22 protein-coding genes are annotated in these 21,009 nt (G+C 38.8%); 4 read left to right on the plus strand and 18 right to left on the minus strand.

Going from position 1 to position 21,009, the window contains the following annotated elements:
- Window positions 1-252: 252 nt before the first annotated feature.
- The 3 genes from QSH13_RS02285 to QSH13_RS02295 are packed head-to-tail and all read left to right on the plus strand — an operon-like array spanning window position 253 to window position 2,962.
- A complete protein-coding gene (locus tag QSH13_RS02285; RefSeq protein ID WP_286038757.1) occupies window positions 253-615 on the plus strand; it encodes a GtrA family protein in 363 nt (120 codons plus the stop codon).
- Complete coding sequence (locus tag QSH13_RS02290) at window positions 615-1,535, plus strand: glycosyltransferase family 2 protein (RefSeq protein WP_286038758.1); 921 nt, start codon at window positions 615-617, stop codon at window positions 1,533-1,535. Before QSH13_RS02285 ends, QSH13_RS02290 begins: the two co-directional genes overlap by 1 nt.
- A gap of 2 nt (window positions 1,536-1,537) precedes the next feature.
- Complete coding sequence (locus tag QSH13_RS02295; protein WP_286038759.1) at window positions 1,538-2,962, plus strand: glucosyltransferase domain-containing protein; 1,425 nt, start codon at window positions 1,538-1,540, stop codon at window positions 2,960-2,962.
- A 27-nt stretch (window positions 2,963-2,989) separates the two neighbouring features.
- On the opposite strand, the gene QSH13_RS02300 is transcribed toward QSH13_RS02295, so the two are convergent.
- Genes QSH13_RS02300 through QSH13_RS02320 form a run of 5 tightly spaced genes read right to left on the minus strand, consistent with a single transcriptional unit; the run spans window position 2,990 to window position 9,391 of the window.
- The gene (locus QSH13_RS02300; protein WP_286038760.1) at window positions 2,990-5,542 is read right to left on the minus strand and encodes a tail fiber/spike domain-containing protein; all 2,553 of its coding nucleotides are present in this window, start codon (window positions 5,540-5,542) and stop codon (window positions 2,990-2,992) included.
- A 58-nt stretch (window positions 5,543-5,600) separates the two neighbouring features.
- Window positions 5,601-8,069 (minus strand): host specificity factor TipJ family phage tail protein, encoded by a 2,469-nt coding sequence (locus QSH13_RS02305; protein WP_286038761.1) that lies wholly within the window; start codon window positions 8,067-8,069, stop codon window positions 5,601-5,603.
- On the minus strand, window positions 8,056-8,448 hold the full coding sequence (locus QSH13_RS02310; RefSeq protein WP_109847227.1) for an NlpC/P60 family protein: 393 nt from the start codon (window positions 8,446-8,448) through the stop codon (window positions 8,056-8,058). Before QSH13_RS02310 ends, QSH13_RS02305 begins: the two co-directional genes overlap by 14 nt.
- Complete coding sequence (locus QSH13_RS02315; RefSeq protein WP_286038762.1) at window positions 8,445-8,915, minus strand: DUF1833 family protein; 471 nt, start codon at window positions 8,913-8,915, stop codon at window positions 8,445-8,447. The genes QSH13_RS02310 and QSH13_RS02315 overlap by 4 nt, the downstream gene beginning before the upstream one ends.
- Window positions 8,915-9,391, minus strand: coding sequence for a hypothetical protein (locus QSH13_RS02320; RefSeq protein WP_286038763.1), 477 nt, complete (start codon window positions 9,389-9,391; stop codon window positions 8,915-8,917). The genes QSH13_RS02315 and QSH13_RS02320 overlap by 1 nt, the downstream gene beginning before the upstream one ends.
- A gap of 94 nt (window positions 9,392-9,485) precedes the next feature.
- Here QSH13_RS02320 and QSH13_RS02325 point away from each other — a divergent pair, with 94 nt between their 5' ends.
- On the plus strand, window positions 9,486-9,986 hold the full coding sequence (locus QSH13_RS02325; protein WP_286038764.1) for a hypothetical protein: 501 nt from the start codon (window positions 9,486-9,488) through the stop codon (window positions 9,984-9,986).
- A gap of 128 nt (window positions 9,987-10,114) precedes the next feature.
- Here QSH13_RS02325 and QSH13_RS02330 read toward each other — a convergent pair whose 3' ends face one another.
- The 13 genes from QSH13_RS02330 to QSH13_RS02390 form a co-directional block, all read right to left on the minus strand.
- Window positions 10,115-13,510 (minus strand): tape measure protein, encoded by a 3,396-nt coding sequence (locus QSH13_RS02330; protein WP_286038765.1) that lies wholly within the window; start codon window positions 13,508-13,510, stop codon window positions 10,115-10,117.
- 68 nt (window positions 13,511-13,578) lie between these two features.
- Complete coding sequence (locus QSH13_RS02335) at window positions 13,579-14,430, minus strand: hypothetical protein (protein ID WP_286038766.1); 852 nt, start codon at window positions 14,428-14,430, stop codon at window positions 13,579-13,581.
- 64 nt (window positions 14,431-14,494) lie between these two features.
- Window positions 14,495-14,839, minus strand: coding sequence for a hypothetical protein (locus QSH13_RS02340; RefSeq protein WP_004247771.1), 345 nt, complete (start codon window positions 14,837-14,839; stop codon window positions 14,495-14,497).
- A gap of 70 nt (window positions 14,840-14,909) precedes the next feature.
- Window positions 14,910-15,602 (minus strand): DUF6246 family protein, encoded by a 693-nt coding sequence (locus QSH13_RS02345; RefSeq protein ID WP_286038767.1) that lies wholly within the window; start codon window positions 15,600-15,602, stop codon window positions 14,910-14,912.
- Window positions 15,603-15,651: 49 nt separating this feature from the next.
- Window positions 15,652-16,407 (minus strand): Ig-like domain-containing protein, encoded by a 756-nt coding sequence (locus QSH13_RS02350; protein ID WP_286038768.1) that lies wholly within the window; start codon window positions 16,405-16,407, stop codon window positions 15,652-15,654.
- Window positions 16,408-16,471: 64 nt separating this feature from the next.
- On the minus strand, window positions 16,472-16,840 hold the full coding sequence (locus QSH13_RS02355; RefSeq protein ID WP_049257617.1) for a phage tail termination protein: 369 nt from the start codon (window positions 16,838-16,840) through the stop codon (window positions 16,472-16,474).
- Window positions 16,837-17,205, minus strand: a complete 369-nt coding sequence (locus QSH13_RS02360; protein ID WP_049257616.1) for a hypothetical protein — start codon at window positions 17,203-17,205, stop codon at window positions 16,837-16,839. Before QSH13_RS02360 ends, QSH13_RS02355 begins: the two co-directional genes overlap by 4 nt.
- Before the next feature lies 1 nt (window position 17,206).
- Entirely contained in the window at window positions 17,207-17,548 is a 342-nt protein-coding gene (locus tag QSH13_RS02365; RefSeq protein ID WP_185900915.1) for a hypothetical protein, read from the minus strand.
- The gene (locus QSH13_RS02370) at window positions 17,548-17,946 is read right to left on the minus strand and encodes a DUF7370 family protein (protein ID WP_286038769.1); all 399 of its coding nucleotides are present in this window, start codon (window positions 17,944-17,946) and stop codon (window positions 17,548-17,550) included. The genes QSH13_RS02365 and QSH13_RS02370 overlap by 1 nt, the downstream gene beginning before the upstream one ends.
- Before the next feature lie 56 nt (window positions 17,947-18,002).
- On the minus strand, window positions 18,003-18,176 hold the full coding sequence (locus tag QSH13_RS02375; RefSeq protein ID WP_286038770.1) for a glycoprotein: 174 nt from the start codon (window positions 18,174-18,176) through the stop codon (window positions 18,003-18,005).
- 9 nt (window positions 18,177-18,185) lie between these two features.
- Entirely contained in the window at window positions 18,186-19,280 is a 1,095-nt protein-coding gene (locus QSH13_RS02380) for a major capsid protein (protein ID WP_286038771.1), read from the minus strand.
- A gap of 16 nt (window positions 19,281-19,296) precedes the next feature.
- Window positions 19,297-19,734: a gp53 minor capsid family protein gene (locus tag QSH13_RS02385; protein ID WP_286038772.1), complete on the minus strand. Its 438-nt coding sequence runs from the start codon at window positions 19,732-19,734 to the stop codon at window positions 19,297-19,299.
- Window positions 19,734-21,008 (minus strand): hypothetical protein, encoded by a 1,275-nt coding sequence (locus QSH13_RS02390; protein WP_286038773.1) that lies wholly within the window; start codon window positions 21,006-21,008, stop codon window positions 19,734-19,736. Before QSH13_RS02390 ends, QSH13_RS02385 begins: the two co-directional genes overlap by 1 nt.
- Window position 21,009 lies beyond the last annotated feature (1 nt).

Here is a 21,009-nt window from a genome sequence, read left to right on the forward strand (position 1 = left end):
TTAAATACAAATAAATATAAAGATAAATTCTTATACCCCCATAAATACCCCTTTTGGATTTTTAGAGGCTATTTTTTGATAAGATATGAATGCAGGAAAAGAAAGGTGATACTTTTATACCACCTCCCCATTTTTAATTCCATACCCTGCTATACTCTCCAAAAACTAAATGGTTGTATGCATATCCACTACTGACCTAAATTTACATTAGTGATAAACTCACCCATCAATTTTTATTATAGATAATTTAATATGCTCCAGTTATTTGCACGATACTTTTCTGTTGGTGTTATTAACACGCTCTTGCATTGGGTAGTGTTCGGTATTTTGGTTTACTTAGTTACCACAACACAGGCTACTGCAAACCTGATCGCATTCATCATTGCTGTTACCTTCTCATTCTTTGCTAACGCGAAGTTTACATTTAAGAAGAAAGCAACTGGTGGTAGATACATAGCATTCACAGTATTTATGGGTGTGTTAAGTTATCTGACTGGATTTATAGCCGATAAACTCAATGCAATGCCAATAATTACCTTAGTTGCATTTTCAGCAATTAGCCTTGTTCTTGGCTTTTTCTACTCAAAATTATTTGTCTTTAAAGGAATAGAGTAATGAAAATTTCTTTAGTTGTTCCTGTTTTCAATGAAGAAGAAGCGATACCTATTTTTTATAAAACGGTTCGTGAAAATGAAGAACTAAAAAAATATGACGTTGAAATTATTTTTATCAATGACGGTAGTAAAGATTCAACTGAAAATATCATTAATGCTTTGTCGTTAGCTGATGAGCAAGTAGTAGCATTAAGTTTTACTAGAAACTTTGGTAAAGAACCTGCACTTTTTGCTGGATTAGATCATGCCACTGGTGAAGCAATAATCCCAATTGATGTTGACCTTCAAGACCCAATAGAAGTTATTCCACGATTAATAGAAAAATGGAAACAAGGTTCTGATGTTGTTTTAGCGAAAAGAACTGACCGATCTACTGATGGTTGGTTGAAACGTAAAACAGCAGAATGGTTCTATAAACTACACAACAAAATTAGTACGCCAAAGATTGAAGAAAACGTAGGTGACTTCCGCTTAATGTCTCGTGGAACAGTTGAAAATATCAAGCTTCTTCCTGAGCGTAACCTATTTATGAAAGGTGTTCTATCTTGGGTAGGCGGAAAAGTAGATATCGTTGAATATTCTCGTGCTGAGCGTTCCGCTGGTGAATCGAAGTTTAATGGCTGGAAACTTTGGAATCTTGCACTGGAGGGGATCACCAGTTTTTCAACCTTCCCTCTGCGCATGTGGACCTATATTGGCTTGTTTGTTGGCGCCATTTCATTTGTTTATGGTGGGTGGATGATTATAGATAAACTTATTTGGGGAAATCCAGTGCCAGGCTACCCATCTCTGCTGGTTTCTATTTTATTTCTTGGTGGTATTCAGCTTATTGGTATTGGTGTTCTTGGTGAATACATTGGACGTATTTATATGGAAAGTAAAGACAGACCTAGATATTTACTTAAGAAAGGTGAGAAATGAATATGTTAAATAATTATATTATAAAAGAGAAAAAAGCTGTATTTATTTGCCTAACGATTTGTTTATTACTTATAATACCAATTATTCTATCTGGTTCAATTTATATTGATGACAATACAAGAGTAATCCGTCACTTCAACTGGACTGGAGATGGTAGATTTTTAGCAAATTATTTTTTCGAGATACTAAGTCTTGGTAATGGCGTCTTAGACTATTACCCTTGGACAAATATACTATCATCATTAATAATTGGGTTTTCCTCTATAATTATAGCGTATTCTCTAAACATAAAAGGAACAACAAACATAATATTGATTTGTTCTGGAATGATGTCATCACCATTTATACTATCAAATCTATCATATAGATTTGATAGTATAATTATGGCCATTTCTTTTACAGTAGCAATAATACCATTTATATTTTATTCAAATATAAAAAAATTCTTTATTGTTTCATATTGCTGCTTATTGATTTCATCATATTTATATCAACCTTCAGTTTCAGCATTTGTTTGCATGGCTATTGTATATTCAACATATTTAATGAATAGTATTAAGTGCATATTAAAAACCCTTTCTTTATCTGCTATTGTATTTAGTTTGTCTATAATTACATTTTTTATAATAAATAATATAAATGGTGGTGTAGATAGGTCTGAATTATTTTTTCATTCTGATAATCCAATAGGTATACTTGAATATAATTTAAACAGATCAGCTCAATTGATTTTTTGGTCATCCAATGGGATAACCAAAATAATATATCTTATTGCATCGATTGCATTTATATCGTCATGTATAAAAACAGCAATAAAATCGTTATCATTTGTTTTTATATATATTTTTTCTTTATTTTCTATAATTATTTTATCTTTTATTTTAAATTCAGTTCTTTTGAGTCCATGGTTTACCTCAAGAACAATGATTTGTTTTCCATTTGTAGTTACGTATTGTTTTTTATTATTTATTAAAAATTTCAATCTATCAATAAAATTAAAAAACATTTTCTCTACCATAACTGTATTTTGTTCATTGATATTTTGCTCAATTTATGCAAATGCTCTTTCCTCCCAGGATAGCTTAAATAGAGTATATTTTTCGAAAATAATGAGCAAGGTTGATGGTGATATAAAAAAACTAGCAGTATACGGAGAGCAACCACGACCCAGAGAGTTCGTTAGAGCCAATAGTGTTTATCCTCTACTTGACAACATCGTTCCGAACTACATGAAACGTGGCAGCGGATGGGCTCAAGTGTACCTTCACAGAAATTCATCTAGATTTAGAATGATAACTATGCAAGAACAAGAGCAGATTTTTAAGGAGTCTTGTGGAAATGGGGTGTGGAACAATGGTGAACTTTTTGATTATAAAGTATTTAAAAATGTTTTAATTATTTCTTTTTCTGGACAGTTTTGCAAATAATATAACCCGCCCATTTGGGCGGGTATGTTACGCTAAATATCCCATGAATATTGAATTTACTGTTATGCCAGTATTTCCACCATTAGCCAATGTTACCCCTGGTCTAATTGTATTTCCTTGAGATGCAAGTATTCCTCCAAATTGTATCATCCCTGTATTCGAACTATGTCTATTAAACTGACTATTGAAAACCTTACAGTTAGATACCTGTGATTGAGATCCATCTACAAAGTAAAATCTACACCCAGTAAAAGTAATATCTGGTGATGATTCTTTTTCTACGCGAGTTCTAAAATCTCTAATCTCACTATTTTCAATGGTTACAATGCTACCATTGACACTATAGAACAAACTAATACCCTCTGAATCATTAATTTCTATTCTTGGTATAAGTCTATTTTCTTTTGTTTGTTCTGATGTGTCTGGTGATAACCCAATTGACATACGTTCTGTTATTCTAAATCTTGAGCAAATACTTTTTATATTTGAAATAATTATATTTGAGTTTCCATTAATCTTGTTATGTGAGCTACGGCAATATGTAATTTCATAAGGAGGGAATTTTATTGGAATAATTTGGTGTTTCGCTTCTGGAGATCGTAAAAATCTTATATTTTTTATCTTGATATAATCTGGAAATAAAGATCCACTTGATAATCCACCACCAAAATCCAAGACCATAAAATCAAAATAAAAAGAATAGCTTGGTTGTTCAACTGTAATGTCTGATACAGATATATTATAAGCCCATGGCTTTCTATCATAGAACCCAAAATCACCAGAACCAATAAATCTAATGGCAGATATCCTATATGGATGTGTTGAATTACCACCACTAAGATCGATACTTAAATCAAGCCTTATTGCAATATTACTTAACTGTAATACACCATAAAATACCCCACCATAATCACCACGAGCCGTGATTAAACTAAACTCATTCAGTGATACAAAATCCCCCCTACCTGGCACTTTTCCTTTAATAAAGGTTGAGTTTTTTACTGATAACGTACCACCGCCAACACCATACGTTACGCCATAGACGCCAAATGTAACATTATCAATAAATACGTTGTGTAAAAATGAATGAACGTCAAATCTATTGATATGGCTATTCTCCACATCAACACCATTAACAACATTCATACCGATAGCGGGCATTCCACCATCAATACCGAAATCGGTAATTGACATATTCGCGACAAAATCACCCCCTAATAAATAAGATGCAGAATTCCCTTCAAAACCAGAGCCAGACCATTTTGATAAATGTATATCACATACTTTATTTAAATAAACAATTGTCCGAGATTTATTTACTGATGTATTATTTTTAAAATCAAACCCTACCAAATTACATTTATTTCTTTCGATAGAGAATGCTTGCAACTGGGGTGCATTAGATGAATCTATATTTATATCTTTAATCGTAAGGTATTTATTCGGTTGTTTTCTAAATAAAACGCTTCCTAAATCACCTCCTGCGATGGAGATATCTATCGGGTAATTTAATATACCACCTTTAAAAACTTTAAACACCTCTCTTAATTTATAATAAACAGAATCTGTTGGATATCGCTTACCAAAATTTATATTGGTATCAAAACAAATAACACCTTCACTAAATTCATAACTGTTATTTTTTATCGTTGTCCTATCTGCATACAGGGTCCCTGGCTCCCAATCATTGGGAATGGTTTCCAGTGGCGTTAATGGGTCTAAGACACGGAATGCTGGAATAAACTCCCACTCAGGACGTAATTCAGATTGAATAAATAAAACATCAGCACCATTGAAATTCACATCTGTTGAGATGATTATTTCAGCAGTTGAGTCAACACTAAACGATTTAACTCCGTAATAGACTGCTTCCTCACCAGAATAATTACAATATGCATGTAATTTTCTGACGTTATCTGTCATATCTCCATTTTCAGAAATTGAGAAATTTAACGCATAATTTGCAGGGAAATATTCTAGTAGCCCAACGCACAGCCAGCCACTATTAGGTGATGAGTTTGGATCAACCGTAACAGGGTAGCTACCAGTGATATTGATATAGTAAAAGCCATCTGAATAACTCAATGCCTCGTTAGCATTGTTGACTGTTCCGCCATTCTGAAAACTGCCTTTCTTTTTATATCGGGTTAAAATCCCTCCCGCAATAAAGTCTGCGCCTGAAGATCTCTCCAAGTCATTCCGCAAACTGGCGTCACCGACACTCAGCCATTTACCAACACCAACACCATCGGAATTATCAGGGGTTGAATTAACAGGAACAGACTTTGGCAAATCGCCATCCCAGCGGTAATACTCCCCTGTTACTTCATCACGCAAAACTTGATTTGGCAGTGTTATTTCCGCGCCTTTTTGGAATGAGTCTAATGTGATATAGCCGAATTGAGATATTGCTTGTTGAGCAACCCAGCGCAACCCTTCGATTGTAAAATGCTCTTGCCCAAATCTATCGATATATTTGTTTTTCATTGACGTAACGAATTCGTCAATTTTACCTGAGTTAAATTTCAGGTCTTTCGCTGTTTCACTTGGAACTGGATTTTGTGTTGGAATTGTAGACATAATTTTTCCCAATAAAAAAAGCCAGCGCTTATGCTGGCTATGATTGAAATGAATTTAATTAAACGTTGTAATCTTTCTTTGCAGAAAAATACTCACTTGCTGTAATGCTATAAGTTCCATCTGCATTAGGCTTTTTGTCGCTTACAATCCATCTCATTGAGTCCATTTCAACGATATTGGATATAACGTAACGTGACGGAGATTGAACATTCATACCGTCATAGATATTTAGCTGGATATCTGGTATATCAGCGATAAATCCGTAAGCTGTATCGCTTCTTGGTATAGCTTTAAATCTTTCTGTCGTATTACCTAAATGATCAGTAATACAAACAAACATCTCACCATCAAAGGCAACTTTTTCATTTGTTGAAAATTGATTGCCGATCCTCTCAACTATATAACCCGCCTGTTGATTCTTATCGTATGTGTCAGCAACAATAATTAAGTCGCCTGGATAAACATAATCACCATCTGCGAGAGTTTGCACACTGATACTCATGCGCTGATGTATTAACCTATCCATTTCTAATAGTGCCCTATCTGTCGCCTGATACTCATTACGACAACCGTGAATGGTTATTTTGTTAGGATTCTTAGCTGGCTTGTTAACTATTTTGTTATCTTCAATACGATATTTAAGGTAGGTTTTTTTGTTTGTTTTAGGGTTTACGTATTCGATTTCAACACCATCATTACCGCTCGGCATTGTCATATCATAAGAAAGTGAGAACCCGTTTCCTGTCGTGTTTGCTCTATTAAAAGTGCCGGATGGATATTTCTTTTCCTCCTCACGAGTAAAGGTTAGAACTCCGTTATCCCAAAATGAAATAACACGAGCAACGTTGCATATTGTTTCTATACGCTGACCCAGCGATACATCTTCATCATCAAACGTGTAATCAAAATATCCTAAGCGCTTATCTGGAAGTGATTCATAGATTGAATACAAACCATATAAATCTATGGTGCTTTCTGGCTGTCCTGCGGTAACTAACCAAGTGTGAGCGACCGCATCAGCAAATGATCGTGATGGTCTTAATGTATAATCAACGCTACGGCTATTCATGTCGTAACTAATAACATGACGTGTAGCCAGTGCGTTGTATTTACGCTCTCTTGCTCCTGTTGGCGCTTCTGTTGCCCTCACTGTTACCTTAACAAGCGTATCTTCTTCATGTACTTCGTTAATTCTCTCCCTAACAATAAAGACTTCCTCTAGCTTAAGAATGCTATGATCATTACTGTTTTCTAATCGAGTTAATTGAAGTGCATATCTTCCATATCCAGCCAACGGCTTGAACTTTTCCGTCAGATAGTATGTTTTTGTTTTTGGTGCAGATGGGAACCCTCTATTGAATGACTCTCTTGTTCCAGCTACTTCATTGTTATTCTCATCAACCTTCCAAAATTCAATTCTTGCATTAGCACGATCACCATCACCAAGTTGGGCATTTAAATGTACCCATAACTCACCACCATCAAGTGGAGAAAAGAAAGGGCCTACTGTCAGGAATTGGTTGTCATAAAGAACAAACTTTGATGTGTTGACTATTGCATTAGGCGGTAGAGTGGCTAGGTCGCCACCAGTTAAGTTAGTAAAAAAGAATTCGTAGTAATATTTTGGTGAGATAATAGCGCCATCATCACTTTCTTTCGCACCAGATAAATAAGCGTCAACCTTAATATCCTTTGTAACCGAACCCTGCGGAGTATCATAAGTCACATTAACAACAAGGCTTACTGATCGAGGCTTTACGATATCCATAAAATATCGAAAATCATCTTGTTTCTCTATCTTTATGGCAGCTTCACCACCTTTAATTTCACCAGAAATAACATTGTTAGCAGTAGCCTCATATTGTGGAATTTCGTCACTTTCATTCGGCCCCGGTATTTCTTGTCCGTCAACATCAGGGAACTCAAAGCCCTCGAATATCTGCGGGATAATTTCACCTGGTTGGAATATCTGATAACTAGCACCATCAAGAGCGATTAATTCAGACTCTGAATATTTCACATTCTCAATAGTGTAGTAACCGATGCCAAAGTTCATCCACTCGGTAACCATCTTTTTATTGTCGATGTATTCAAACATTGATTGCTGAATGAGATCTGGAAAGGCTCTAACTTGTCCGTGAATTTCAGGTCTAGCCTGATATGTTCTCGCTATATTAGTTTGTCCTGTTAATCGGTTGTTAGGGCTTTCCTTCGCATTTACATCCGCCGCGCTAAATGATGGTGCCTTAGGCGCTAAGAATGAAAATATCTTGGAAACAAACTTAAATACTGGATTAAGAATGTCGCCAATAATTCCTTTCGGTTGGTCGAATATTTGAATGTGATGAAATTCACTAATAATAAAGTCAAGGCGATCATCGTCGTTAAGCTTTACGCCGTTAACATAGATATCAACGTCATGATGAAAGTTTCGCTCTTTTAACCAATCAAAAAAAAGAGAGCCGGCTTTTATCTCGACTCTCTCTTTCGGCACTCCAGCGACACGCTGAATTTCAATTATTGGCATATTTCATAAACTCCAACTTAGTGAACTTTCTCTCAAGAACAATCAACCTATCCATTCTCACAGAACCGTTTTCACCTCGACTATGTAATGCATTACCATCGATAATCAAGCCAATGTGAGCGGGTTTTGAGCCTATATAGCCTATAAATATTCCGTTATTTTCTGGTTGATTTACTTTCTCCCAAAATTCAACTTCATTTTTATAGCAAGTAACAAAATCCGTTTCAGACTCATAGCCTGCGTCATGGTGGATCTCAATACCTAGAACGTGTCGATAATAGAGAACGACGAGCCCCCAACAATCCATAGCGTCAAATGTGCAAGACCGGTTTTTCCATGGTTTACCGATAGTTTTATCGATGAAATCCTGAGTTGTCATACAGCCTCCAAGCCCGGCCATTCTTGCGGTTCATAAATACGTCCGATGTTTTTATTCAATGGATTACTCATAGATAGCGTGATAGTGACACTTTCATGATCCAACGACACATCTTTCACAAATAATTTCCATCGAGTAATTGCTGTGCCTTTGTCTTTCTCATCAAATAAGCGATAAGTAGCCTCTATGGGTTTCATTCTATTGAATGATTTCCATAGTTTAAGTTTCTGTTTAAAGTCTTGTGCGACACGGCTAAATTTAACACTAGCGTCGATGATGGGCGTTCTGCTTTGCTGGCTGTCAGATAGTTCGAAATTACACGGCTGGTATTCAATCCCACCTAGAACCTTTGGGAAAACCTGATAAGACACGAGATAGATATCGCCAAATGACGGATGACTAAATTGCAGTGTCTCATAAAGTATTCTGTTTGGCCTTTGTGCCCGATACTCTCTTAGTGTAGGCATTACAACTCCTTATACTTAGGTAGAGTCTCAGTAACGATAATATCAAGCCAACTTCCAAATGATGGCGGAAACTCAACAATAATATCGTCGAATTCATCATCTGAATTATAAAGTTTCTTGCTAATAACCTGACCAGTCCATGTTACAGAAGATCCATTAATACTAGTTTGCACTGGATAGGAAACAAAATGCAATTCCTGTTCCTGTAACCCACTACCACCAAGATTAATTTTCATCCTGAACCAGCGATTGCAATTATCAAGATAGTTAGGACTTCGCAACCATTGCGCAAACGCACGCTCCTGTTGAAGTGTAAATATCCAATTCACATTCCATACAGTTTTTAAGTCATCAGTTAACTTCTGAAATATACGTGAGCCTACCTGTGGCTGATCTGTCAAGAAACCAGTATCTAACGTCATGCTTTTATCAGCTTTCTGTGCCAGAGGAAGCCAGTCTGGATAATCTATTATCATTTACTTTTACCTTATAGCTGATCTTTTATCAGGTATTAACTTCCTTACATTCATATATTCTTATTATCCTAATAATTTAATTTAAGGATAATTTATGCAAAAGTTTAATCGTGAATTACAGAATCACATTCTTACCGTCTGCATTGCTTCATACCCACATCACACATCATGGAATCAGTATGACCCAGAATCATTTCCAGGATTAATGGATGACCATATACTTGCTGCCAATGTTTATTACCTTTGTGAACGAGGTTTAATTTCCGTCTCTTCGCAGCGCACAGATGATCCATACTCTCTTTTTGAAAATATTAGGGCTACTGCTGACGGTATAGATTTTATGATGGGTGATGAAGGGTTAAAGTCTGTGCTGGACATCAGAACAATTAAAATTCACTCTGATACAATGACTCAACTTATTGACATTATTTCTTCTTCAAATATTCCTGAAGAAGAGAAGCATGGTATTTTATCAAAACTCCAAGAGCTTCCTGCAAGTGCCATAACACATTTGACGAATGAATTAACGGTGAAGGCTGCTCTTGCTCTGCCGGGCGCACTTCAACTAATTCAAAAGTATTTGCAGAATTTTTAGCTGAGGCGGCTTTACTAAATCTCCCCCACCCGACGTGGCGACCAAGATATACCCAAAAATCTTGCTCAGTCTCCACGTCCATGAAAAAACCGTTTTGGTGGAACACCGCGTTTTTTATTTTCATGATATCAACCTCTCGCTCTCGCTGTTGCCGATGTGTTTCTTGTGATGGATTGAAGCATAGGGCCTTTGTTATCCATGTCCATAATGAATGCCTGAATGGTCATAGTGTTTCCATCTTGCGATGTCTGCGCATCAAACTTGTGGCCACCAGATGAATAGTCATTAAAGACAACATTCACATTCATACCACCACTCTGCATATCTTTATTGGAAATAACCTTTCCATTGTCACCGGGGATCATGTATTGACGACCGTTGTTAGCCTTGAATATCTCAGGTTTACCACCTTCACCAACTCGATACATTGAACCAGCGTCAACAGGGCCACCATTTTTACGAGCTCCTGCAATTGCACCAACACCAAGCACAGCGATTGCGGCTAAACCTATTTTCGCAGCTGTCCCCATTGACGCGATTGATGCCATAATTGCCGCAGGTGTCCAAGCGGCCGTTGTTGTGGCAGCTGCTGCCGTACTCACTGCCGTTTGCGTTCCGATAGCCGCCGTTTGCACCGCCGTTGTTGCTGCGATAGCTCCTTGTTGCGCAGCTGCGCCAAACCAAGCGGCTTTAGCTTGTTCAATTCCAGCCTGAACAAAGGTGTTAATTAGGCTATTCAAAACTGTATTACCAATTGATCTTAATGCGTCAGAAGCCTCCATTGAGCCGGTTATTATTCCCGTAAGTGCATTTGATGCGCTACCAGAGAATGCATCTAGTGCAGCTGCGGCAGCTTCGTTTCCTAATGATTGATTTCTCCAAAGCTCATACATAGCATCAGTTCTAGCTTGCTCATATTGAGTGTTGGCGGCATTCATTAACTCCAAACTTTGCTGCTCAGTTAAAACCTTTTGGTTTTCATACTCCTTTATAAGCGCAAGTTTCTGAGCGTGCTCGTTAGCCAATGCTTGAATAGGGTCTGCTTTCCCTTTGAGATCATCTTGAGGATATACAGTTTTGTTCGCATTAGCCTCGGCTATTTTTTTAGAATACTCACCAGCTAATTCAAGTCTTCTTCTATGATAATTCTCTTCGGTAACCAAATTACCTTGAAGTTGCCTTTCAAGCTGCTCAAGAGATAACTTATATTCTTGGTTTGCCTTTGCTTCTGGATTTTGAGAGAAAGCATCTTTCCTATCTTGGATTTTCTGCTTTAAATCAAATTCCTTTCCAGCTAATTCTGTTATTTCTGCAATCTGCGCTTCCGTTGCTTTACTGCCAAGTTTTTGAACGGACTCAAGAATAGCAGCCTCGCGAGCAAGTCCTTTTGTTTCTAATTCAGCAACTTTTGTCGCATTGGCTACATCGGTGATCTTCTGTTTCAGCTTTTCAGCTTCAGTGGATTCTTTTAATGCTGCACTAGCTGCCTCTTTTGCTGTTTTAATTCCTTCTTTTTTGGCTTGTTCGTTTTCATATATCTGAGCTGCCATATCTTGTAATTTCTTTATGGCACCATAATCTGCCGTCCCTGCATCCTCCGCGTCATATAAAGCTTGTAATTTGGCTTTTTCAACACCTTCTTTCTTGGAGAGCTCAAGCCTTCTTTCCATCTGCTTTCTTAGTTTTTCACCATCCTCACCGCCGAAATCAACAACTAATTGTTTGGCATTGAATTCACCTTTTGCGCCAGTGGACTCTCTTATTTGCTGAGTAAATCTACCAAGAGCTGATTTCTCAATATCAAGAGTTGTTGCACTTTTAACACTTAAATCAATGGCTTCTTTTACTTTCTGGTTATATTCATCTTGAGCATCTATGAGGTATTTTGTGGTTAATTCAAGACGCTTTCTATTCGTAGATAAATCGCCCTCAAGCTTTGTAATTTCACGCAAGATCCTTGTGGTGTTTTTATCAATAAGTTCTGGCTGGTCTTTTAATGCAGTTTTTTGTAATTCAAGTTGAGCTCTTAATGCTGATAGCTGTTTTTCCTGCTCTTTCATTTCAAGCGTTAATAACTCTTGCTTGTCTGCAGCATCCTGTGCGTCACGAGCAATTTCTTGATATGACAAACCTTTTAACTTAGCTGTTAACTGATCAATGCTATCTGCAAAATCTCGAGCTTCTTGCTTGGCTTGCTCTGTCTTTTGGTAGAAATAATACATCGCAGCGCCAGCAAGCATCAGCGCCCCCATAGGCCCACCAACCAACCCAAGAGCCTTATTTGCAAGCCCTAGTGATATGGATGCCGCTCTTGCTGCCGCTGCCGCCCTTGTCATCGCGGCGGTTTGTACTTGCGTCGCCTGAGTTAGTGTTATTGTAGCTTTTGAGTATAGTGATTTTGTCGCAATCACTTTCTCTAATGCGTAACCCTCTGCCGCTGTTCCTTTCGCCGCTTGATAACTCATTTTTGCAGAATTTAATGCCGATAATGCCGCCTCTTTATCTGCCCACGCCTTTCGCACTGCCATTGTTGCCGCATATTCACTTGCTCTTGCTGATTGCAGCTCAGCGATCGAAGACTCTCTAGATGCAATTGCCATCTGTATTTTTGATTTAGCAGCCATAGCTAATGCGGCAACATATCTCGAACCAACGACTGCAGCGATTACCGTCAAGACAGAACTAAGCTCATCTAAATTCTTACTAACAGTAATAACCGCATCACTAAACGCACTAATGGTTGATTTTATTGTCGTATTTTCACCAAGAAACTTTGTTAGGTTGTTGCCTGCCTCTTGAAATGCCTGTGACATTGTTCGAGTGGTTTTAGCAAACTCTTTACCGATAGCGTCACCTTGAGAGAGCAACCCTTTCACAACAACATCAGTAGTTAACTTACCTTCTGCTGCCATCTTACGAAGTTGACCTATACCGACACCCATCGAATCAGCAAGAGCTACCATTAAACGGCTGCCTTGCTCTGCTACTGAGTTAAATTCTTCACCACGTAGAACGCCAGAAGCAATACCTTGTGATAGCTGAATAATGGCGTTTTCTGCTTCCTGTGCAGTAGCACCAGAGACGATAAACCCTTGATTAATGATGGATGTTAATTTTGCTAAGTCTTCTGCTGATGTATTGTACTCTCTCGTTCCTCGCTCTAATCGTGCGTAGAGTGTTGCTGTGGCATCGAGGCTAGATCGCGTTGCTTGAGAGATATCAAATACTCGCTGAGTAACATCAACAAGTGATTCGCTAGCACGAACTGAGTTAGATAATTTGTTGTTTAATTCAGTCCATGCTTCGGAGTAACTAGCAACCATTGAAGCTGATAGATAGCCGGCAAGTGATGCAGCAACTTTGGATAAAGATAACATTGAACGTTCAGTGTTATTTACCGATTGAGAGGTTCTGTTAAAGCTACTATCCATACGATTAAGACGTTGCTCTAACTGACGTTGAGATGTTAGCAATTGCTCAACATCCATCTGTACTTGATAAACAATTTCGCCTACTTGTGCCATTTATCGGCTCCTTAAAATAAAAAACCCCGCCTATTGGCAGGGTTAGTGTGCTTGGTATGAGCGATTATCTAAAAATTATCATAAACTGTGTCTAAGACTTCTTTAACCACGCTTATATATGAAATATCTATATCTTCATTGACTTTTCTTCTTTCAGGCCAACTAATATATTGAGTTATTGCTTTATTCCTTAAGCTATGGCTCTCCATTTCTTTCATTATTTTTTTAGTTTCTAAATTATCAAAATAATTAACTTGATTAACTATAATTGATGAGTGTGGCTTTTCACCGTCAATTCTAATATAGCTTTTTTCCCCTGGATATATATCACCAACAATTACTGATGTGTATTTCCCCCCAATTTTCATAATCATGAAATTACCATTAGAAGCTACACAGCTTACATTATCTGTCATAGCATCTTTGCTACAATGACCTACCCATGTTTTATGATCTCCATACCCAATCCCGCCTCCTACTATAAAAGTTCCATCGTCCGAGCTATGTCTAATCGTAACCTTTACTCCATTAACTAAAGCTCTCTCAGACATCTCTATTTTGAAAAAATCTTTATTTCTATAATCTTGTCTAAGTGAGCACTCTGTATAACTATTATCAAACAATAATCCTTTTTTAAATGAAGATGGCGTTACTTTTACATTATCAATTGGTATATCAATGATGCCTGTGGAATTCATATAATAAGAGCAGTTTGCATTTTTAATCTCCTCAACAGTTTCTAATATATGCGCTTGCTTTTTAGGAACAAAATATTTTTTATCTTGCTCGTTAATATTAAATTTATCATCAATGTCATATATGAATTTATCAACCTGCTTATTAGTAGTTGTCGCAGGTTGTGTAGTACATCCTGATAATAAAGTTACCAATAATATCCCACCAATATGATTTAAGTTCACAACACCATCCTCGTTAGTTAATTTGTTATTAGTTTAGCTATTTGTGGTGCACAATGGGAGCAAATTAACTAATGCGCCACCCTTCATTTATCATTTTTTTCTTAATTCTATCGAGTTCATCTAAATCTTTTTTCTTTTTCAGAATAACGGAATACTGCTTATACCCATAATGGGATGGAGCGAAGAACTCACCGTCATTATACATAGCTTGATTACGCTTTAATGCTGATATGGCTAACGGAGACAATGCTATTTGTTGCTTACAATACTCAATGGCCTTATTTAAATTATTCGCTTTATCTCTCATTTTATAATGCTTCTTTATCTTTTCTTGAAGACTAAAATGAAGTTTTAGTATCGCTTCGTCAGGCAATCCTCTTAATCCGTCCAACCATTCATTCTCGGTCATATTATCACCATCAATAAGTTAATTTAATCTTATGTTATATAGATGGTAATGCAAAGAAAAGCAAACTAACTCATTTACGCTTCCTGCTCACCAATCGACGCTTACCACTGATCAACTCATCATTACGCTTATCATCTTGCTTCATGATGTTGTCATATTCTTCTTTTGTGAAGCCTTTCTCGTCAGGATATTTAGCTTTGAGCATCATCTGAAATTCAGTCATTGTTAACTGTTCAGCTTCATCACGATTCATACCAAAATGAGCACGAGCAGAGCTGATGTAGTCAATTGCCATAAACTCATCTGAGAATTCGTTTTTTCCTTCGTTGCGTTGAAGTTTGCGGATCTTCGCTTTACCGATAATTCCGTGAGTAAATAATTCTCGAGCAATAACGATAATGTCAGCGATTGGCATCTTACCGTTTTTATAGACGATGCCGCGTTTACCCGATCTCCATTCACCAATAATTTCTGAACAATCATCATCACAGCACGCCTGCATAACCATCATTGCAATTTGTAGGATATTGCGTCCGTATGTCGGCTTGCTAATCGCTTTTATTAACCACTCGGGAATAACCCTGTAGCTCATTACGGCGCGTGCAATTAAATCCTGAACCTCGGCACCATTTAATTGACCGTATGCACTCACAATCTGTTTAGGCTCACCAATTCTTGTCATATTGATGAACGATGGTCTAAATAAGTAATCCTTTTTATCAGTAGAGATAACCATCTCACCGATTTCTAAAATAGGCGTCATAATCCCTCCTGAATATTATCAAGGGCACTCGAAAGCACCCTTTGTAATATTAATCCGCGGTAACAGTGACCACGCATTTTGCAGTTTTACTACCATCTTCGGATGTGACAGTAACATTCGCAGTACCTTCAGCAACACCGCGCACAGTGACTACATTCACAAGCTGAGTAACTGTTGCAAAGTTAGGCTTATCGCTTACAGCGGTATAGTTTTTGTTAGTCGCATCGGTTGGTGTAAATTTGACAGTAAATGTCTTGGTTTCGCCTACTTTTACAGACAGAGCGGATGGTTCGACTGCGACACTTTCAACAACGATTTCTTCTTGTAACCACTCAACCGTTTCTGCATCAGCAACCTTCAACTCACCAGAGTAAGTGGAGATTTCTTTTGTTGGAAATTCCATTGACCAAGATGTGAAGTTCATGTAACCCTGAACAACATCAGAACCATCTCCCTTCATATCAAGTTGAACCCAATATGAAGGCTGACGCCCAGCTATGATTTCATCAAGAATTTCTTTGCCGACTTCAAATGCTGAGATGGAACCAGTCGCTCCTGATTTTTTCAGTTCACCATCAAAACTAATGGTGAAGTCTGCTCCAGTAACTATTGCCTCCGTTAGATTCTTAGTGTCATCAGCATTAGATGATGCAGTTTCCATGCCGAAATCGAATGACTTGCTTGTTAGTGCGCCCAAGCGTAAGAATTTATCTTGCGCTGGCACTCGGTCAGGACAGCCTTTTGCAATGCGCAGAATACCTGCGTTACCCATTACTGGGCCTTTATCATCAGGGCATTGTGCCATGTTATAACCTCTTTATTTGCAAATAAAAAAGGCCGCATAAGCGACCTGTTGAGATGTGTTTAATTTAAGATGTACAGCGGAAAGAAAGCTTAAGGATAAACCGACCTTCTTCTGTTGGTATGGGCCTTGGTAGGCCACCTAAGTTGTATATTGAATTGAGTTCGCAATCATCGGGGAATTCAGCAATAAAGTTTAGAATTTCATTAGCCCTTATCAAGGCAGGCTCAGGATCATACTGCGCAGATACTAGAACAAGCGTCACGAAATCATCAGCACCCAAATCAGCAAATCGACCACTACCATCATCAGGCTGAATAACAGCATATTGCTGCGTCTTTTCGTCTGGTTGCTCATTCCACGTTAAATATTGAACAATGAAACCATCGAGCAAATTACCTCTGTTTAAGTAGCGTTCAAACTTCTCGTGTATCATATTTGAAGCTCCCGTCTTACCGCGTCATCGATAGCCTTTCGCTCATCCTCAAAGCCACGAGATAAGAACTCTTTACGAGCACTTGAGCGCCTAAAGTTTTGCTTGATTCTTGGATCGTGAACATAAACTGCATAGTTTGCCGTATATCCGACGCGACCGGTTACTCTAGTGCCATTAACAGTGACTTCTCTGAATTGAGAGTTGATAAGTGTTGATGTATCAATAGGTGTGTATATAGCCGCCTGAGCACTACCAATCAATAAAGCTGACTGAATAGCTCTCATCACTTTCTTACCTTGTATGTCACCAACAAGTGCTCTAAGGTTTGCGTTAGCCTGAGAAATACCCCTTACTTTTGCACCCATATCACACCGCCGTTATCAGAGTGTAGTCATCTGCAATATGCTCAAATAAATCCTCATCTCGCCCAATGAATTTGATTTCGTCAGCACCGACAGATAACGGATCGCCTGAGTGCTTACCGATAGCGATAAAGTCACCTTTCTTTGCATCGGCATACTCAGTCCAGAAAACTAACTTGATGGTGATTTCAGAGCCAATATCCAACTTTCCAGATTTAAGCTCACTACCATAACCACAAAGAAAATGAACTGGCTCAGAGAATGTAACTTTGCCGTATTTATCTTTTCCGTTTGGTCGCCATAAAGTAGCCCATGAGGTGTAAGCCCAATTTGCAACTGAACTCATTACGACCCCCTACACATACAACCACCTTTCGCTATCCACAAACCAGCATGAGCAGTTTGAGTTGGATCGGTTGGTATTAAATCATTAGCACAACCGTACTTATCCAAACCACGCAAGAGTGATGCAGCCGATTTCCATCTATCACCAAACGATTGATATCGAAATGAGCGTGATGCGCCGTTAGGTGCTGTTTGTGAGCTGATATACTTATCACCTTGACCAAGCGCCATGAGTGACAGTAGATACATCTGGATTAATAGTGCGGTTGCTGATAGATAGTGTTTATCAAGACACTCTTGGATACTGCCTGCCTGTTCAATAAGTGCGTCGAGAATAAAATCAGGCAATTCTATTCCCTGCCCTATCAGATACTCTTTGGCTTGCTCTTTTGTGATCATGATTACCTCACAAAGCAAAGCCCCCTTTCGAGGGCATAAAAAAACCGCTTTCGCGGCTATTCGTCTTTGTCTTTTTTAGACTTGGCTTTTGGTGTGGCTGGAACCAATTCAGCGGCATCATTAGATAATGCTCTAACATTAGCCTTAAATGCTGGATGAAGATTTTCTAACTCAACCACCTGACCTTTTTCGACACCATGCCAAGGGATAATAGCCTCGTACTTTGTCATTACAGATCCTTAGCTTAGTTTAGCACCGTAAACTACACCAGACTTTCCGTCACCGTCACGAGTAATTTGCAGGCCTGCTGCGCTCATGATTTGGAAGTTATAGTTTTCCTGTGGCATAAAGCGAGGCTTAGGAACAACACCTGTTGCCATACCAACTAACGGCGTCACTACATCTTTACGGCGTTGATAAGCGATAAACTCAGAGCCTTTAAGCGCATAAGTAGGACGAATTTCTTTCACACCAGCATATGGTAGTAACGTATCGATAATACGACCATTTACCACGCTATTACCTGCACCAGCACCAACAGAAACAACCACAGGCTTAATTAAGTTACCCCATGCTTCGTAACTCACCCACATAACATCGTAAGCGTCCACTTTGTTGTTGAATGCAGTCTGACCGAACGCACCACCAAAACCAAAGAACGCTAACAATGCAGGTAAATCAGCAGTAGTTAAATCGATATTAGCACCAGAAGCACCTAAGTCGATTTTCGCTGTGTTGCGGTGATTTTTCAGGCCTTGACCTTTATAACCTTCCACGCTAATTGATGCATCACCATTTAAGAAGTAGTTAACTACTTTCTTATTGAATTGACTCATTTTTGCAGTTTGAGAATCAAGAACAAGGTCAATACCAACTGTACTTAAACCAGCAGCATGACGCCAGTTAACACCAAAACCAGCAGTAAATACTGGGATTGGGTCGCCGTCAGAACCATAGTCAGTGTGATCATGAGAGTATGGCGCTTGACCGTCAATGCTGATTGATACGTCATCAGCAATATCGCCAACCACGTTATACAGTTTCGCTGTTTTGCCAATTGGTAACACTGTTTGCAGGCCCATTAAATCATTGACGATTTCCATGCCTGTTTCTTGGTCACGCAACTGAATAATGTTGTTATCAACTTCTTTCCAAAAGTCCTTAGAGAAACCACCTGACTGGTTTGCTGCTAGAGTCTCACCATCCATAACGCTTTGATATTGGTTAATCATCAAGTTATGTTGTGTGTTATAGATATTACGTGTAGCCCATAAGCTATCCCACTGGCGTTGCAGTCGGCTATTTGTTGCTAAAGTTTCAGCAGTATAAAACATAGTTTTTTCCTTTTAATTACGCAGTAGCCACAGTGCCAACACGAAAGCGAACACGAATGAAATCATCAGCTTTTAGCGTCACTTCATCCTGAGAGTAGCCAATTACTGATTCCGTATCAGCGGATGCAAGAGCGCCTTTACCGCTGGCACCAAGTTTGATCGGAGAGTCTTTTTTATAAGTTCCAGCAGGAACCAATACAGCCAACTCTCGACCTTCTTCTACATATTCACCAACTAGAGAATCACCAACCGGAACACCATCACGAATAGATAGCCCTTGGTGATATGCTGGATTGGCTACATAAATGCGACCGGATAATGCGGTGGCTTGAGCGAACTCATTGTCTGCGTTAATAACAACAAAAGTGCCCGGCAACGTAACTGCCTTTGCTGAGCGAGTTTCTGTGATTGATTTGCCGTCAAGGTTTACACGGCGGTAGCGACTAGTAGCCATTATTTAGCACCTCCAAAGTATGCCACTGGATCTGGTGCGCCAGTTTGCTCTTGTTGAGCGCCTGAGTTGCCAGCCAAACTTGCTGCGTCACCAATTTGTTTATGCATGTCGATCAGCGCCTGACCTTGCAGTGAGTTTGCAACCACTTCACCGTATTTTTCGGCAATTACTTTGCGCATTTCGGTTTCTTCTGCGCGTTGATTTGCGGTTAAAGTTTCTTTTAACTGATCTTGATTGGCTTGTAACGTATCAATTTTTGACGTGATACCTTCCAATGCTTTTGTTACATTCGCAGCAATTTGATTGCCGATTTCTGAATAAAGCTCTGTTTTTTCTTCTTGAGTTAAAGGCATGTCGCCCTCCGTGCTGTTATTGATTGCAGGGCTTGCCTGCGGTTTACTGAAAGCTGATTTAAGTTTGTTTGTTACAACCTTCACCCACGACTCTTGACGCTCAACTTCTTCGCCTTGCGCATCAAAGGTGATGTTGCCATTTTCATTTGTGTAGGAATGTAGTTTTGCATTACCTCCATCGATAACGATTACTGCATGAGTGTCTGTGAAGTCCGATACCCACACGTAACCATCACCAGCAACGAACTGTTTTTTTGCGGCCATTTCAAGGCGATGTGATTTTTCACGATAAGTTTCACCAACTAGAGCGCCACTGTTAGTTTTAACCTCTGTGGCTTGGTCAGCATTAACCATCATTCCGACACCTTGAGCTGGTGTTGCTGCGCCTGACTCATAAAGCAGAATTGCGTCATGATCCATGCTGTGTATCTTTGCAATCCAGTTATAACCCTGCGCTTTCTGTTCTTCGTTTGCTTCGATCTGCTCAAGAAAAACAGCAACGCTCGTATGAATTGGCTCTGAACTTTCACCACTTTCAATCGCTTCGACACGCTGAAGAACTTCTTTACCGCCTTCTGACTCTTTAGCCTTATCTACATCTATCCACTTTTCTAAATAGATGCGATTACCGACCTTGGAAACATTTCTGTTTGCTGCGCCGATATACCCAACATTAAGACCTTCGAAAGAAAGCGCTGATACAAACTGACCATCAAGCGTAGGATGCCCTAATGGCGCAGGAGTGCCTTCTAACTCTCGATAATGAGCGTCAATCTCACTGCCTGGATATAACCCACCATTCATAATGACGTTTGCTGGGAGCGTGTAACTTGGGATAATAATGTGTTCACGACCGTTGTATGTTTCACGCCGAATAGAGGCGCTATTAACTTTTGTCGTGACGTTTACTTGAATTGGCATC

This window comes from Proteus faecis (assembly GCF_030286765.1).
Classification (GTDB): Bacteria; Pseudomonadota; Gammaproteobacteria; order Enterobacterales; family Enterobacteriaceae; genus Proteus; species Proteus faecis.